This is a genomic window from Pseudomonas sihuiensis (assembly GCF_900106015.1).
GTDB lineage: Bacteria > Pseudomonadota > Gammaproteobacteria > Pseudomonadales > Pseudomonadaceae > Aquipseudomonas > Aquipseudomonas sihuiensis.
In genome coordinates this window covers 3,050,511-3,063,353 of sequence record NZ_LT629797.1, presented here as the reverse complement: position 1 = coordinate 3,063,353, position 12,843 = coordinate 3,050,511, and the positions used below count along the sequence as shown (strand labels likewise).

The 12,843-nt window shown below is 64.5% G+C and carries 12 protein-coding genes; 6 read left to right on the top strand and 6 right to left on the bottom strand.

Features of this window, described 5'->3' with window-relative positions:
- The first annotated feature begins 5 nt into the window (after positions 1–5).
- The 6 genes from BLT86_RS14425 to BLT86_RS14400 all read left to right on the top strand — a co-directional run bounded on the left by BLT86_RS14425 (position 6) and on the right by BLT86_RS14400 (position 5,521).
- Positions 6–1,379, top strand: a complete 1,374-nt coding sequence (locus BLT86_RS14425; RefSeq protein WP_092377566.1) for a PepSY-associated TM helix domain-containing protein — start codon at positions 6–8, stop codon at positions 1,377–1,379.
- 74 nt (positions 1,380–1,453) lie between these two features.
- Positions 1,454–1,948: a copper chaperone PCu(A)C gene (locus tag BLT86_RS14420; protein ID WP_092377562.1), complete on the top strand. Its 495-nt coding sequence runs from the start codon at positions 1,454–1,456 to the stop codon at positions 1,946–1,948.
- Positions 1,945–2,322, top strand: a complete 378-nt coding sequence (locus tag BLT86_RS14415) for a DUF2946 domain-containing protein (protein ID WP_306109607.1) — start codon at positions 1,945–1,947, stop codon at positions 2,320–2,322. Before BLT86_RS14420 ends, BLT86_RS14415 begins: the two co-directional genes overlap by 4 nt.
- A gap of 62 nt (positions 2,323–2,384) precedes the next feature.
- Positions 2,385–4,475 (top strand): TonB-dependent copper receptor, encoded by a 2,091-nt coding sequence (locus tag BLT86_RS14410; protein WP_092377559.1) that lies wholly within the window; start codon positions 2,385–2,387, stop codon positions 4,473–4,475.
- Between the two features lie 243 nt (positions 4,476–4,718).
- Positions 4,719–4,985: a PepSY domain-containing protein gene (locus BLT86_RS14405; RefSeq protein ID WP_017675426.1), complete on the top strand. Its 267-nt coding sequence runs from the start codon at positions 4,719–4,721 to the stop codon at positions 4,983–4,985.
- A complete protein-coding gene (locus BLT86_RS14400) occupies positions 4,985–5,521 on the top strand; it encodes a cytochrome b/b6 domain-containing protein (protein ID WP_017675425.1) in 537 nt (178 codons plus the stop codon). Before BLT86_RS14405 ends, BLT86_RS14400 begins: the two co-directional genes overlap by 1 nt.
- A gap of 75 nt (positions 5,522–5,596) precedes the next feature.
- Here the strand turns inward: BLT86_RS14400 and BLT86_RS14395 are convergent, their stop codons facing one another.
- The 6 genes from BLT86_RS14395 to BLT86_RS14370 all read right to left on the bottom strand — a co-directional run bounded on the left by BLT86_RS14395 (position 5,597) and on the right by BLT86_RS14370 (position 12,838).
- Positions 5,597–6,544, bottom strand: coding sequence for an adenosine deaminase (locus BLT86_RS14395; protein ID WP_017675424.1), 948 nt, complete (start codon positions 6,542–6,544; stop codon positions 5,597–5,599).
- Between the two features lie 206 nt (positions 6,545–6,750).
- On the bottom strand, positions 6,751–7,710 hold the full coding sequence (locus BLT86_RS14390; RefSeq protein WP_092377556.1) for a 2-oxoglutarate and iron-dependent oxygenase domain-containing protein: 960 nt from the start codon (positions 7,708–7,710) through the stop codon (positions 6,751–6,753).
- 128 nt (positions 7,711–7,838) lie between these two features.
- Positions 7,839–8,921: a BMP family ABC transporter substrate-binding protein gene (locus BLT86_RS14385; protein ID WP_092377553.1), complete on the bottom strand. Its 1,083-nt coding sequence runs from the start codon at positions 8,919–8,921 to the stop codon at positions 7,839–7,841.
- A gap of 255 nt (positions 8,922–9,176) precedes the next feature.
- Positions 9,177–10,532 (bottom strand): 8-oxoguanine deaminase, encoded by a 1,356-nt coding sequence (locus tag BLT86_RS14380; protein WP_017675421.1) that lies wholly within the window; start codon positions 10,530–10,532, stop codon positions 9,177–9,179.
- A 202-nt stretch (positions 10,533–10,734) separates the two neighbouring features.
- A complete protein-coding gene (locus BLT86_RS14375) occupies positions 10,735–11,661 on the bottom strand; it encodes an ABC transporter permease (protein ID WP_059392622.1) in 927 nt (308 codons plus the stop codon).
- A gap of 79 nt (positions 11,662–11,740) precedes the next feature.
- Positions 11,741–12,838, bottom strand: a complete 1,098-nt coding sequence (locus BLT86_RS14370) for an ABC transporter permease (protein ID WP_092377550.1) — start codon at positions 12,836–12,838, stop codon at positions 11,741–11,743.
- Positions 12,839–12,843 lie beyond the last annotated feature (5 nt).

Below are 12,843 nucleotides of genomic sequence, written 5' to 3'. Positions count from 1 at the left end.
CTGTCATGCGTGAGTCCACCTCGTTCTACAACCTGGCCTGGCGCTGGCACTTCTATGCCGGGCTGTTCGTCATCCCGTTCATGATCCTGCTGTCGATCACCGGGATCATCTACCTGTTCAAACCGCAGCTCGACGCCTGGATGTACGCCGACCTGATGCAGGTGCCGGTCGCCGAGCAGCGCCTCAGTGCCGATCAGCAACTGGCTATCGTCCGCGAAGCCTATCCGCAGGCGACGGTCAGCAAATACCTGCCGCCCGCTGTACAGGATCGCAGTGCGCAGTTCGTGATCAATCAGGGCGGCCAGGAGCTGAACCTGTTCGTCGATCCCTACAACGGCAGCCTTCTCGGCGCCCAGGACGCCCTGTGGAATCTGCAGGCGGTGGTGCGCAAGCTGCACGGTGATCTGCTGATCGGCACCGTTGGTGACCGGCTGATCGAACTGGCCGCTGGCTGGGGCATCGTGCTGGTGGTATCCGGCCTGTACCTTTGGTGGCCGCGCGGCAGCAGCGGGGCGGGTGTGTTGTGGCCACGTCTGAGCGCAGGGGGGCGCCTGTGGTGGCGCGACCTGCATGCGGTCACCGGCTTCTGGGGCAGCGCACTGCTGCTGTTCATGCTGCTCACCGGTATGACCTGGACGGGCTACTGGGGCGCGCAGTTCGCCGGTGCCTGGAATCATTTTCCCGCCGCGATGTGGGATGACGTGCCCAAGTCCGGGCAACTGACCGGCAGCCTCAACAGCAGCAGCCAGCAAACCGTGGCCTGGGCGGTGGAAGTCACGCCGCTGCCCGCGTCCGACCCGCATGCCGCGCATCACGGCCATGCCGGGCATCGGGCCGCAGCGGCCTCCACCAGCCTGCTGCAGCATGTGGTCGATAGCGCCGCCGAGCGCGGTGTCCAGCCTGGTTACAGCATCAGCCTGCCCCAGGGCGAGCAGGGCGTTTACACCGTCGCCCTGTTCGCCGACGATCCACGCAACGATGCCACGTTGCACTTCGATCAATACAGCGGTGCGGTACTCGCAGACGTGCGCTGGCAGGACTACGGCCCGGTGGCGAAAACCGTGGAAACCGGGGTGATGCTGCACGAAGGCAAGCTGTTCGGCCTGGCCAACCAACTGCTGATGGCGGCGGTCTGCCTGCTGATCATCTTCAGCTACGTCAGCGGCCTGGTGCTGTGGTGGAAACGCCGCCCGGCCGGACGCTTCGGTGTGCCGCCGCTGCGCCACGATCTGCCGCGCTGGAAGACCGCCATCGGCGTGATGATCGTGCTCGGTGTGATCTTCCCGCTGGTCGGCGCTTCGCTACTGCTGGTCTTCGTTCTTGACTGGCTACTCTCGCGCTTTCGCCAACTGCGGCCATCGACCCGGCCGCTGGCATGAGTGAACAGTTTGATCGTCGCAAGACGTTGTACGCTCGACCCATGATTCGATTCCAAACCAGGAGGCAACACCCCATGACCCTGAAGAAAACCCTGCTCGGCCTCACCCTGCTGCTGCCGACGCTGTTGGTGCAGGCCCACGAGTACGATGCAGGCCAACTGCATATCGACCACCCCTGGTCGCGCGAGATGCCGCCGGTGGCGCCGACTGCTGCCGCTTATTTCGTCATCCACAACAAGGGCAGCGAAGCCGATCGTCTGCTCAGTGTCAGCACCCCGGTGGCCGGCAAGGCCGAGTTGCACGAGCATGTGCATGCCGATGGCGTGATGAAGATGCAGCAGGTGCAGGACGTGGCCATCCCCGCTGGTGGCGAGGTGAAGTTCGAGCCCATGGGCTATCACGTCATGCTGTTCAACCTGAAGCAGCAGGCCAAGGATGGTGAGCGCTTCCCGCTGACCCTCAACTTCGAGAAAACCGGTGCTGTCGAGGTCGAGGTCGCCGTGCAGAAAGATGCGCCGGCAGGCCATGATCATGCTGCCGGTCATGATGCAGGCAAGCACCAGCACTGATACTGTTCACGGCACGCAGGCGCACGCTCGCCGCCCAGCTTGGGCTGCTGGCGTTCGTCCTCATCATGCTGGCGCCACTGGCGTCGCAACTGTGTGCCGAGCCAGCTGACTGGCGCTGGCTGAACGAGCTTGGCTGTCATGACGGGGCGGGCAGCGTGCCGGCCCCAACGAGCAGCTCCAGCCCAGTGTTGCAGGTGGATGCCTGCGGCTACTGCTCGCTGCTCTCGCATTGTCCGGTGCTGGCCGACGATGGCTCGGTGCTAGCGAGCCGCTTGGAGTTATCTCGCGATACCTCCCTGAGGTTGCCTGAGCGACCGCTGCTGGGCGCCAACTTTCCTCATGCGCTGTCACGCGCACCGCCGATGCGTACCTGAAGTCACCACTCCCATGAGGCCGTTACCAGGCCCCTTCGGCAATCGACTTTTCAGGTATCCGCATGTCCGTTTCCTTCGTTTCGGGCGCCGCGTCCGTGCGCACTCGTTTTCCCCTGACCGTTCTGGCCGTAGCCTGCGGCCTGTGTTCCGTGACTGCCCTGCAGGCTGCCGAGGAGCCTGTGCACGAACTGCCACCCAGTGTGATCACGGCAATCCAGCAAAGCTCGCCGCTGACTGTGGTGGCCGACGCCAAGGAACCACGCCAGCCGGTGCCTGCCAGCGATGCGGCCGACTGCCTCAAGACCATTCCCGGTTTCTCCGCAATTCGCAGCGGTGGCAGCAACAGCGATCCGGTGTTGCGCGGCCTGTTCGGCTCGCGCCTGCTGCTGCTCACCGATGGCGGGCAGATGATCGGCGCCTGTCCGGGGCGGATGGACGCACCCAGTTCCTACATCTCGCCAGAAACCTTTGATCGGCTGACCGTTACCAAGGGCCCGCAAACCGTGATCTGGGGGCCGGGCGCGTCCGCTGGGGTGGTGCGTTTCGATCGCGAGCCGGAGCGTTTCGGTGAGCTGGGCGCGCGCCTGCATGCCAGCGTGCTGGCCGGCTCCAATGGCCGTTTCGACCGAACCCTGGATGGCGCCGTGGGCAGCGAGCAGGGCTACCTGCGGGTGATGGGTAACCGCTCGCAGTCGGACGATTACGACAACGGTGACGGCGACACCATCGCCTCGCGCTGGGACAAGTGGAACGGCGACGTGGCCCTGGGCTGGACGCCGGATGCCGATACCCTGATCGAACTCACGGCTGGCCGTGGCGATGGCGAAGCGCGTTACGGTGGTCGTGGCATGGACGGCACTCAGTTCAAGCGCGAAAGCCTCGGCCTGCGCATCGAGCGCAGCAACCTCGGTGGCGTGCTGGATAAGGTCGAGGCCAAGGTCTACTACAACTACGCCGACCACATCATGGACAACTTCCGCCTGCGCGTGCCGGACCCGAGCAGCATGATGGCCGGGCCGATGGCGGCGCAGGTCGACCGTCGAACCCTCGGTGCACGCCTGGCCGCGACCTGGAAGTGGGACGACGTCGAGCTGATCACCGGCGTCGATGCGCAGCGCAGCGAACACCGCCAGCGCAGCTCCAGCGGCGGCATGATGGGCATGCCCTATGTCGACGCTGATCGCTTCCCCTGGGACAAGGACGCGCTGATGCACAACTACGGCGTGTTCGCCGAAGCCACCTGGAGCCTGGCCGAGGGTGATCGGCTGATCTCTGGCGCACGCCTGGATCGCGCCTCGGCCAAGGACTACCGGCAGAACTTCAGCGACATGATGGGCATGACCACGACCAACCCGACGGCGGGCGAGACCCGCGCCGATACCTTGCCCAGTGGTTTCGTGCGCTACGAGCACGACCTGTCCGACTCGCCGACCACCGTCTATGCCGGCATCGGCCACGTGCAGCGCTTCCCCGATTACTGGGAGCTGTTCTCCGCCGGCCTCAATGGCCCGGCCGACGCGGACAACGCCTTCGATGGCATCAAACCGGAGAAGACCACCCAGCTCGATATCGGCATCCAGTACCAGGACGACAAGCTGCAGGCCTGGGCCTCGGCCTATGTCGGGCAGATCCGCGACTACATCCTGTTCGACTACCGTGGCATGAGCACGCAGGCCGACAACGTCGACGCGCGCATCATGGGCGGCGAGTTGGGCGTGGCCTACGCCTTCGACTCCAACTGGAAGGCCGACGCGACCCTGGCCTACGCCTGGGGCAAGAACAGCAGCGACGGTGAAGCGCTGCCGCAGATGCCGCCGCTGGAAGCGCGCCTGGGCCTGACCTACCAGCGTGACGACTGGAGCGTCGGTGCCCTGTGGCGTGTGGTCGATGGCCAGGGGCGCATCGCCGAAGGGCGCGGCAACGTGGTGGGGCAGGACTTCGGCGACAGCGCCGGCTTCGGCGTGCTCTCGCTCAATGGCGCTTACCGCGTTAGCCAACAGGTCAAACTCAGCGCCGGCGTGGATAACCTGCTCGACAAGAACTACGCCGAACACCTCAACCTGGCTGGCGACGCTGGCTTCGGCTTCCCGGCCGAAACGCGTATCGACGAGCCGGGCCGTACCTTGTGGGCCAAGGTCGATTTCGACTTCTAAGCCATAGCTAGCCCGGAGCTACGAAGCGTAGCGATCCTCTCGTAGGCGTCCGCTTGCGGGCGATTGGCGCTTGCACAATGCGGATCGCCCGCAAGCGGGCTCCTACGTTTGGCCGGGCACGGTAGCCACCTTTCCCGGATTACATCCGGGCTACGATTTTGCGTGCGCTAATAGAGTCTTAAGGTTCAGGCGCCAGAGTAGTCCCCGCAGACACACTTTCCCCTGCACCGAGAGGACTACACCATGCGCAAACTGCTTCTGCTGTCTCTGGCTCTGGCCAGCCCGCTGACCTTCGCCGCCACCGAATGCACCACTGCCGACAAGTCGCAGTGGCAGGATCAGGACAAGTTCCAGGCCGACCTCAAGGCCCAGGGCTACGAGATCAACAAGTTCAAGGTTACCGGTGGCAACTGCTACGAAATATACGGCTTCGACAAGGACGGCAAGAAGGTCGAGATTTACTTCGATCCGGTCAGCGGCAAGCCGGTCAAAAGCAACGTAGAAGGCTGATGAGCGCCGCGACCGTGCGCGTGTGGGACCCAGTGGTGCGCTTGTTCCACTGGTCCCTGGCCGGCGCTTTCCTGGCCAACTACTTCTTTACCGAAGAGGGCGAAGACTGGCATCGCTGGTTCGGCTACTACGCCGTGGCCTGGCTGGCGATCCGCCTGGTATGGGGTTTCGTCGGCACGCCGGCGGCGCGCTGGGCGGATTTCTGGCCGACCCCGGCACGCCTTGGTGCGCATTTGCGTGCGTTGATTGCCGGTCAGCCCTATCACCGTCTGGGGCATTCGCCGTTGGGCGCGCTGGTGATGCTCCTGATGATGACGCTGATGCTCGGTCTGGGCGTGACCGGCTTTCTGATGGAGGAAGTCGATTATTTCTGGGGCGCGGATCTGCCGCTGGAAATCCACGAATTCTGTGCCAACGGCCTCATGGCGGTGGTCGGCTTGCATATCGCTGCAGCGCTATTTGAGAGCTATCGGCTGCGCGAGAACCTGCCGTTGTCGATGGTGACTGGCAAGCGGCGCAAGCTGCAGGAACACTGAGCGTACAGTCGCGGCTAAAGCCCCTCCCACGGAGCGTGGGTACTGTGGGAGGCGCTTCAGCGGCGATGCTCTTGCTCAGGCCAGGCGCGCATCCAGGCTGTTCTGCGCCAGGCGCTTGGCCTGGGCTTCGGTCATGCCCAGGTGTTCGTGCAGGGCGGCGAAGTTCTCGCCGACGTAGCCGCCGAAGTAGGCCGGGTCGTCCGAGTTCACCGTCACCTTCACGCCGCGTTCGAGCATCTCGAGGATGTTGTGCTGGCCCATGTGCTCGAACACGCAGAGTTTGATGTTCGACAGCGGGCAGACGGTCAGCGGGATCTGCTCGTCGATGATGCGCTGCATCAGCCGTTCGTCTTCGATGGCGCGCACGCCGTGGTCGATACGCTTGATCTTGAGCAGGTCCAGCGCCTCCCAGATGTATTCGGGTGGGCCTTCCTCGCCGGCATGCGCCACCGCGTGCAGGCCTTCGCTGCGTGCCTTGGCGAACACCCGCTCGAATAGCCGCGGCGGGAAGCCCTTCTCCGAACTGTCGAGGCCAACGCCGATAAAGGCATCGCGAAACGGCATGGCTTGTTCCAGGGTCTTGAAGGCCTCGTCCTCGGGCAGGTGACGCAGGAAGCTGAGGATCAGCCCGTGGCTGATGCCCAGCTGCTTCTCGCCGTCGAGCAGCGCTTGCTGGATACCGCGCAGCACCACCTCGAAGGGAACGCCGCGGTCGGTGTGGGTCTGCGGGTCGAAGAAGGGTTCGACATGAATGACGTTCTGCGCCTTGCAGCGTTGCAGGTAGGCCCAGGTCAGGTCGTAGAAATCCTGCTCGGTGCGCAGCACGTTGGCGCCGGCGTAATACAGATCGAGAAATTCCTGCAGGTTGTTGAAGGCATAGGCCGCGCGCAGGGTCTCGACATCGGCCCAGGGCAGGGCGATCTGGTTGCGTTCGGCCAGGGCGAACAGCAGCTCGGGCTCCAGCGAGCCTTCCAGGTGCAGGTGCAGTTCGGCCTTGGGCAGGGCATTCAGCCATTCGGGCATGGTCGGTTCTCGTTGTCAGGCTTGGGTAGCAGCAAAGTTTAACTGTTGGGACAGGATCGTGCTGCAGCTGGCGAGCCAGCTGCGCAGGGTGGACTGATCGTTCCCACGCTCCGCGTGGGAATGCCCTTGCAGACGCTCTGCGTCTGAAGGACGCAGAGCGTCCCTGGCTGGTCTCCCACGCCAGAGCGTGGGAGCCATCATCAGCCCTACGCTTCCTCGCGCCGATAGGCATAGGTATCGGCGAACCTCGACAGCAGGTACGCGGCGCTGGTCACCGGTGTGTACTTGGCCGGGTTGTCCGCGCTGGAGCAGTTCGGCAGGCAGTCGATCAGCGTGTCGGGATGCGGTTCGGCGAAGAACGGCATGGAGTAGCGATCCACCCCCAGCGGGCTGATCACCCGGTGCGGCGTCGAGGTGTACCGATCGTTGCTCCAGCGCGCCATCATGTCGCCGATGTTGACCACGAAGCTGCCGGCAATCGGCGGCGCGTCGATCCACTCGCCATCGCGTGCACGTACCTGCAGGCCGCCGGCATCGTCCTGGTAGAGCAGGGTGATGCAGCCGTAATCGGTGTGTGCGCCGGCGCCTTGTTGGTCGGCGCTGGTGGCGGTGTGGCGCGGCGGGTAGTGGATCATGCGCAGCACGCTGATCGGCTCATGAAAGCGCGCGTCGAAGAAATCGTGCTCGATGTCCAGCGCCATGGCCATGGCGCGCAGCAGGGTCTTGGCCAAGTCCTGCATATCGGCGTAATGCTGTTCCATCAGCTCGGCCCAGCCGGGTAGATCCGGGTGGCGATTCGGCCCTCGCAGTGGTTTGCCTGCCAGCACCTCGGGGTGATCGGCCGGCATGTGGAAACCCATGTCGAAGGTTTCCTTCAAATCGCTCGGTTTGCTTGGGTCGAGCTGTTCGGTGGCGATGGCACCGTAACCGCGGTGGTGGGCGGTCTGGGTGATATCGATCTTGAGTTTGTCGTCGGCAGGCAGGGCGAAGAAGTGCTTCGCCGCACTGAGCAGGGCGTCGATGCGCTCGCTGCCGATGGGGTGGCCGACGATATAGAAGAAGCCCCAGTCGCGGCAGGCGCGGTCGATCTGCTCGGCCACGGCAGGCCAGGCCAAAGCGTCGTCAGCGTAGAGAGGGGCGATGTCGATGATGGGTAATGCGTTCATGTTGAGCCTCGGGTGGGCGTTGCTGCGAGTCTTCTCGTACCCAGGGCAGCGGAAAGAGATCTCGGATGAGATCCCCTTGATGCGGTTCTGCAGTGCAGGGACGGCATCGGTAGTTGCCAGGTGGCGGGTTACTTCGGTATCTCGGCCTTCACGTTCTCCACGTAGTAGTTCATCGAGGCCAGCTCGGCATTGGTCGCGCTTGCGCCTTCGGCAATGCGCACCGCGCCGCTCTGATCCTTGATCGGGCCGGTGAAGGGGTGGAACTTGCCGCTGCGAATGTCGGCGATGATCTGCTCGGCCTCGCTCTTCACGTCAGCCGGCACCAGGTCGCTGATCGGCAGCTCGATGGTGTCCTCGGCCAGGCCGCCCCAGAAATCCTGCGGCTGCCAGGTACCGTCGATCACAGCCTGGGTGGATTTGACGTAGTGCGGGCCCCAGTCGTTGACGATGGAGGTGAGCACGGCCTTCGGCCCGAAGTGAGCCATGTCCGAGGCGTAGCCTACGGAGTAGATGCCACGGCGCTCGGCGGTCTGGATCGGCGCCGGGCTGTCGGTGTGTTGGAACATCACGTCCACGCCCTGGTCGATCAGCGCGTTGGCGGCATCGGATTCCTTGCCCGGATCGAACCAGGTGTTGACCCACACCACCTTGATCTCGGTGCCCGGGTTGTACTTGTCCAGCGCCAGCTGGATGGCGTTGATATCGCGGATCACCTCGGGGATCGGGAAGGAGGCAACGTAGCCGACCTTCTTGGTCTTGGTCATCTTCGCCGCGAGGAAGCCGCCAACGTAGCGACCCTCATAGGAGCGCGACAGGTAGGTGCCGACGTTCTTGTCCTGCTTGTAGCCGGTGGCGTGTTCGAAGGTCACCTTGGGAAATTGCTTGGCCACCTTGATGGTCGGGTTCATGTAGCCGAAGGAGGTGGTGAAGATCAGGTCGAAACCACCCTTGGCCATGTTGCGGATCACCCGCTCGGCGTCGGCGCCTTCCGGCACGTTCTCGACGAAGCTGGTGGTGACCTTGTCGCCCATTTCCTTGCTCAGCATCTGCCGGCCCTGTTCGTGCTGGTAGGTCCAGCCATGGTCGCCGATGGGGCCGATGTAGACGAAGCCGACCTTCAGCGGATCGGCGGCGGAGGCGCTGAGCATGGCGCCAAAGCCCAGGGCGGCGACGAGGGTGCGCAGCAGCGGTTTCTTGCTCTTCTTGTGCATGGTGGGTGCAGCTCCAGTCTTGGTGTTGGGGTGGCCGTTGGTTGGCTGATCCCCTGACTGCAAAAAGCTGACCAACAAGACAGATAGCCTTACTGAAAGCCTTTGCGGGCAAGAGCGGAGAATGGTGTGGAGCGCTATTGGTGCGATGGCCGTGCAGATGCTGCGTTGTGGTGCGATTGCCCTGCTGCAAACCGTAGGGTGCGCCGTGCGCACCGGCAGTTTTTCGGTGCGCACGGCGCACCCTACGGTTCAGGATCAGGCGTTGACCAACTGCTTCGCTGCCTGGCGGTGATCAGCGATCAGCTGCGCCACGTCCAGCCCCTCGATCTGCCCGTCGATGACGCGCCAGGTGCCGCCGATCATCATCCGGTCGGCGCGGTCGGCGCCGCACAGCAGCAGCGCGGAGAGTGGATCGTGGCTGCCGGAGAAGCGCAGCTCGTCGAGCTTGAACAGCGCCAGGTCGGCTTGCTTGCCCACCGCCAATTCGCCGATATCGCTGCGCCCCAGCAGCTTCGCCGAACCCTTGCTGGCCCAACCGAGCACGCGTTGCGGAGTGATCTGCTCGGCGCCATAGCGCAGGCGCTGGATGTACAGCGCCTGGCGCGCTTCGAGGATCATGTTCGAGGCATCGTTGGAGGCCGAGCCGTCGACACCCAGGCCCAGCGGCGCACCGGCAGCTTCCAACTCGACACTGGGGCAGATGCCCGAAGCCAGGCGCATGTTGGAGCTGGGGCAATGGCAGATGCCGGTGCCGGCGGCGCCGAGGCGGATGATTTCCTCGGGGTTGAAGTGGATGCCATGGGCCAGCCAGGTGCGCGGGCCGAGCCAGCCGACGCTGTCCAGGTAATCCACTGTGCGTAGGCCGAAGCGCTGCAGGCAGAAGTCTTCCTCGTCGAGGGTTTCGGCCAGGTGGGTGTGCAGGCGTACGTCCAGCTCCTCGGCCAGTTCGGCGCTCTGGCGCATGATTTCCTGAGTCACCGAGAAGGGCGAGCAGGGCGCCAGGGCGATCTGGATCTGCGCGCCGTCGCCGCGCTGGTGGTACTGGCCGATCAGGCGCTGGCTGTCGGCCAGGATCACCTCGCCCTGTTGCACCGTCTGCTGCGGCGGCAGGCCACCATCGGCTTCGCCCAGGCTCATGGAGCCACGGGTGAGCATGGCGCGCATGCCCAGTTCGCGCACCGCCTCGACCTGCACGTCGATGGCATTTTCCAGGCCGCCGGGGAACAGGTAATGGTGATCGGCGGCTGTGCTGCAGCCGGACAGCAGCAGTTCGGCCAAGGCCACCTTGCTGGCCAGCGCCAGTTTCTCCGGCGTAAGGCGCGCCCACACCGGGTAGAGCGTCTTCAGCCAGGGGAACAGCGGCTGATTGACCACTGGCGCCCAGGCGCGGGTGAGGGTCTGGTAGAAGTGATGGTGGGTGTTGATCAGGCCCGGCAGCACCACGTGCTCACGGGCATCGAAGGTTTGCTCGCAGGGTGTTGAAGGCTGCTGGCCTTTGCTGAGCACTTCGGCGATGCGGCCATCCGCGATCACCAGGCCGCCGGAAGCGTCCAGGTCGTTGGCGGTGAAGATGGCAAGAGGGTTCTTGATCCAGATACGGGTAGCTGCCATGAGCAGGCTCCTCTGAGGTTGATGTCAGGTAAGCCAGCTCAGTGTTGACCCTGTCTGCTGATCCAGGTGCGTCGGAAATGACGTGCGGGGAAGATAGCTGACTCTGGAGTCAGGGGCAACAAGCCTGTTGCGGCTGAAGCCCCTCCTACAGGATGTGCGTCGCCTGTTGTAGGAGCGGCTTCAGCCGCGATTCATGGGCGAATCAATGCCCCGGCTGCCATGGCTGGCCCAGCGATACCGGCGCATACAGCCGGGTCTTGATCGCATCACGCGAGAGCAGCACCAGCACCACAATGGTGGCCACATACGGCAGCATGGCCAGCAGGTTCGAGGGGATCGACAGGCCGATACCCTGCGCCACCAGATGGAGGATGCTGGCCAGGCCGAACAGGTAGGCGCCGAGCAGCACGCGCAAGACGCGCCAACTGGCGAACACCACCAGCGCCAGGGCGATCCAGCCGCGCCCGGCGGTCATGTTCTCCGCCCACATCGGTGTATAGGCCAGTGACAGGTAGCCGCCCGCGAGACCTGCCATGGCGCCGCCGAACAATACTGCCAGGGTGCGCACGCGCAGCACCGGCAGGCCCATGGCGCTGGCGGCATCCGGGTTCTCGCCAACAGCCTGGATGATCAGGCCGATACGGCTTTTCAGCAGCACCCAGGCGACCAGGGCGAAGAGGGCGAAGGACAGGTAGATCAGCACATCCTGGGCGAACAGCATGCGCCCGATCAGCGGGATGTCCGCCAGCAGCGGAATGACGATGGGCTCGAAACCGGACAGCGGCTTGCCGACCCAGGCGGCGCCGACGAAGGTGGAAAGACCCACGCCGAAGATGGTCAGGGCCAGGCCGGTGGCCACCTGGTTGGCGTTGAAGCCCAGCGCCACGGCGGCGAACAGCAGCGACAGCAGCATGCCGGCGGCGATGGCCAGCAGCACACCGAGCCACAGGCTGCCGGTGCTGAAGGCGACGATGAAACCGATCACCGCGCCGAACAGCATCATGCCTTCCTGGCCGAGGTTGAGCACGCCGCTCTTCTCGCACACCAGCTCGCCCAGTGCCACCAGCAGCAACGGCGTACCGGTGCGCACCATGGCGTAGAAGATATTGGTCAACAGATCGAGATCCATGGGGATTCCTTTGCATTCATGCTCTTTGTGGGAGGCGCTTCAGCGGCGAAAGCGGAATGCCGCCCAGCCACTCCCACAGTCAGGTGGTCGCCTCGGCGAGCGTCTCGCGCTTGCCCCATTTCCACTTCAGCCGTGGCCGGTAGAGGATCAGCACGTCGCAGGCCAGCAGGTAGAACAGCATCATTCCCTGAAACAGCTGGGTGATCGCCTGCGGCAGGTTGAGATTCATCTGCGCGTTCTCACCGCCCAGGTAGAGCAGCGCCATCAGCAGGCTGGCGGCGACGATGCCGAGCGGATTGAGGCGGCCCAGAAAGGCCACGGTGATCGCCGCATAGCCGTAGCCGGGCGAGACCTGTGGCACCAGTTGGCCAATCGGCCCGGCCACTTCGCCGACGCCGGCTATGCCGGCCAGGGCGCCGCTGACCAGCAGGGCGAACCACACCAGGCGTTTCTCGCGAAAGCCGACGAAGCCGGCGGCGCGCTTGTCCAGGCCGAGCACCTTGATCTGGAAGCCGAGAAAGCTCTTGTGCAGCAGCACCCACACCGCCACCAGGGCCAGCAGTGCCAGGTACAGGCCGCCATGCAGGCGACCGTCCTCGCTGACCAGTGGCAGGCGGCTGGCATCGCCGAACATCGCCGACTCGGGGAAGTTGAAACCGGCCGGGTCCTTCAGCGGGCCATGCACGAAGAACAGCAGCAGGTTCAACGCGATGTAGTTGAGCATGATGCTGGTGAGGATTTCGTTGGCGTTGAACTGCGTGCGCAGCCAGGCGGTAAGCCCGGCCCAGGCCGCGCCTGCGCAGGTGCCGGCCAACACGACCCAGGTCAGTGCCCAGCGGCTGTCCCAGTCGATCAGTTGCAGGGCCATGGCGCTGCCGGCGAGGGCGCCGATCAGCAGTTGGCCTTCGGCGCCGATGTTCCAGATGCGCGCCTGGTAGGCTACCGCCAGGCCCAGGGCGCAAAGCAGGATCGGCAGCGCCTTGACCAGCAGTTCGGAAACGCCATACCAATCGCTGACCGGTGCGATCAACAGGGTGTGCAGGGTCTCCAGCGGGTCATGGCCGAGCAGGGTGAACAGCAGCATGCCGCTGAGCAGGGTCAGTACGGCGGCCAGCAGCGGCGACAGCCAGAGCATGGGGCGCGATTGCTGGCCGCGCGGTTCCAGGGATAACAGCATGACGG

What these genes read in the sequence shown, in the direction of transcription:
- BLT86_RS14425 (WP_092377566.1), top strand. Translation starts at nt 6, where the DNA reads ATGCGTGAGTCCACCTCGTTCTACAACCTGGCCTGGCGCTGGCACTTC.
- BLT86_RS14420 (WP_092377562.1), top strand. Translation starts at nt 1,454, where the DNA reads ATGACCCTGAAGAAAACCCTGCTCGGCCTCACCCTGCTGCTGCCGACG.
- BLT86_RS14410 (WP_092377559.1), top strand. Translation starts at nt 2,385, where the DNA reads ATGTCCGTTTCCTTCGTTTCGGGCGCCGCGTCCGTGCGCACTCGTTTT.
- BLT86_RS14405 (WP_017675426.1), top strand. Translation starts at nt 4,719, where the DNA reads ATGCGCAAACTGCTTCTGCTGTCTCTGGCTCTGGCCAGCCCGCTGACC.
- BLT86_RS14400 (WP_017675425.1), top strand. Translation starts at nt 4,985, where the DNA reads ATGAGCGCCGCGACCGTGCGCGTGTGGGACCCAGTGGTGCGCTTGTTC.
- BLT86_RS14395 (WP_017675424.1), bottom strand. Translation starts at nt 6,544, where the DNA reads ATGCCCGAATGGCTGAATGCCCTGCCCAAGGCCGAACTGCACCTGCAC.
- BLT86_RS14390 (WP_092377556.1), bottom strand. Translation starts at nt 7,710, where the DNA reads ATGAACGCATTACCCATCATCGACATCGCCCCTCTCTACGCTGACGAC.
- BLT86_RS14385 (WP_092377553.1), bottom strand. Translation starts at nt 8,921, where the DNA reads ATGCACAAGAAGAGCAAGAAACCGCTGCTGCGCACCCTCGTCGCCGCC.
- BLT86_RS14380 (WP_017675421.1), bottom strand. Translation starts at nt 10,532, where the DNA reads ATGGCAGCTACCCGTATCTGGATCAAGAACCCTCTTGCCATCTTCACC.
- BLT86_RS14375 (WP_059392622.1), bottom strand. Translation starts at nt 11,661, where the DNA reads ATGGATCTCGATCTGTTGACCAATATCTTCTACGCCATGGTGCGCACC.
- BLT86_RS14370 (WP_092377550.1), bottom strand. Translation starts at nt 12,838, where the DNA reads ATGCTGTTATCCCTGGAACCGCGCGGCCAGCAATCGCGCCCCATGCTC.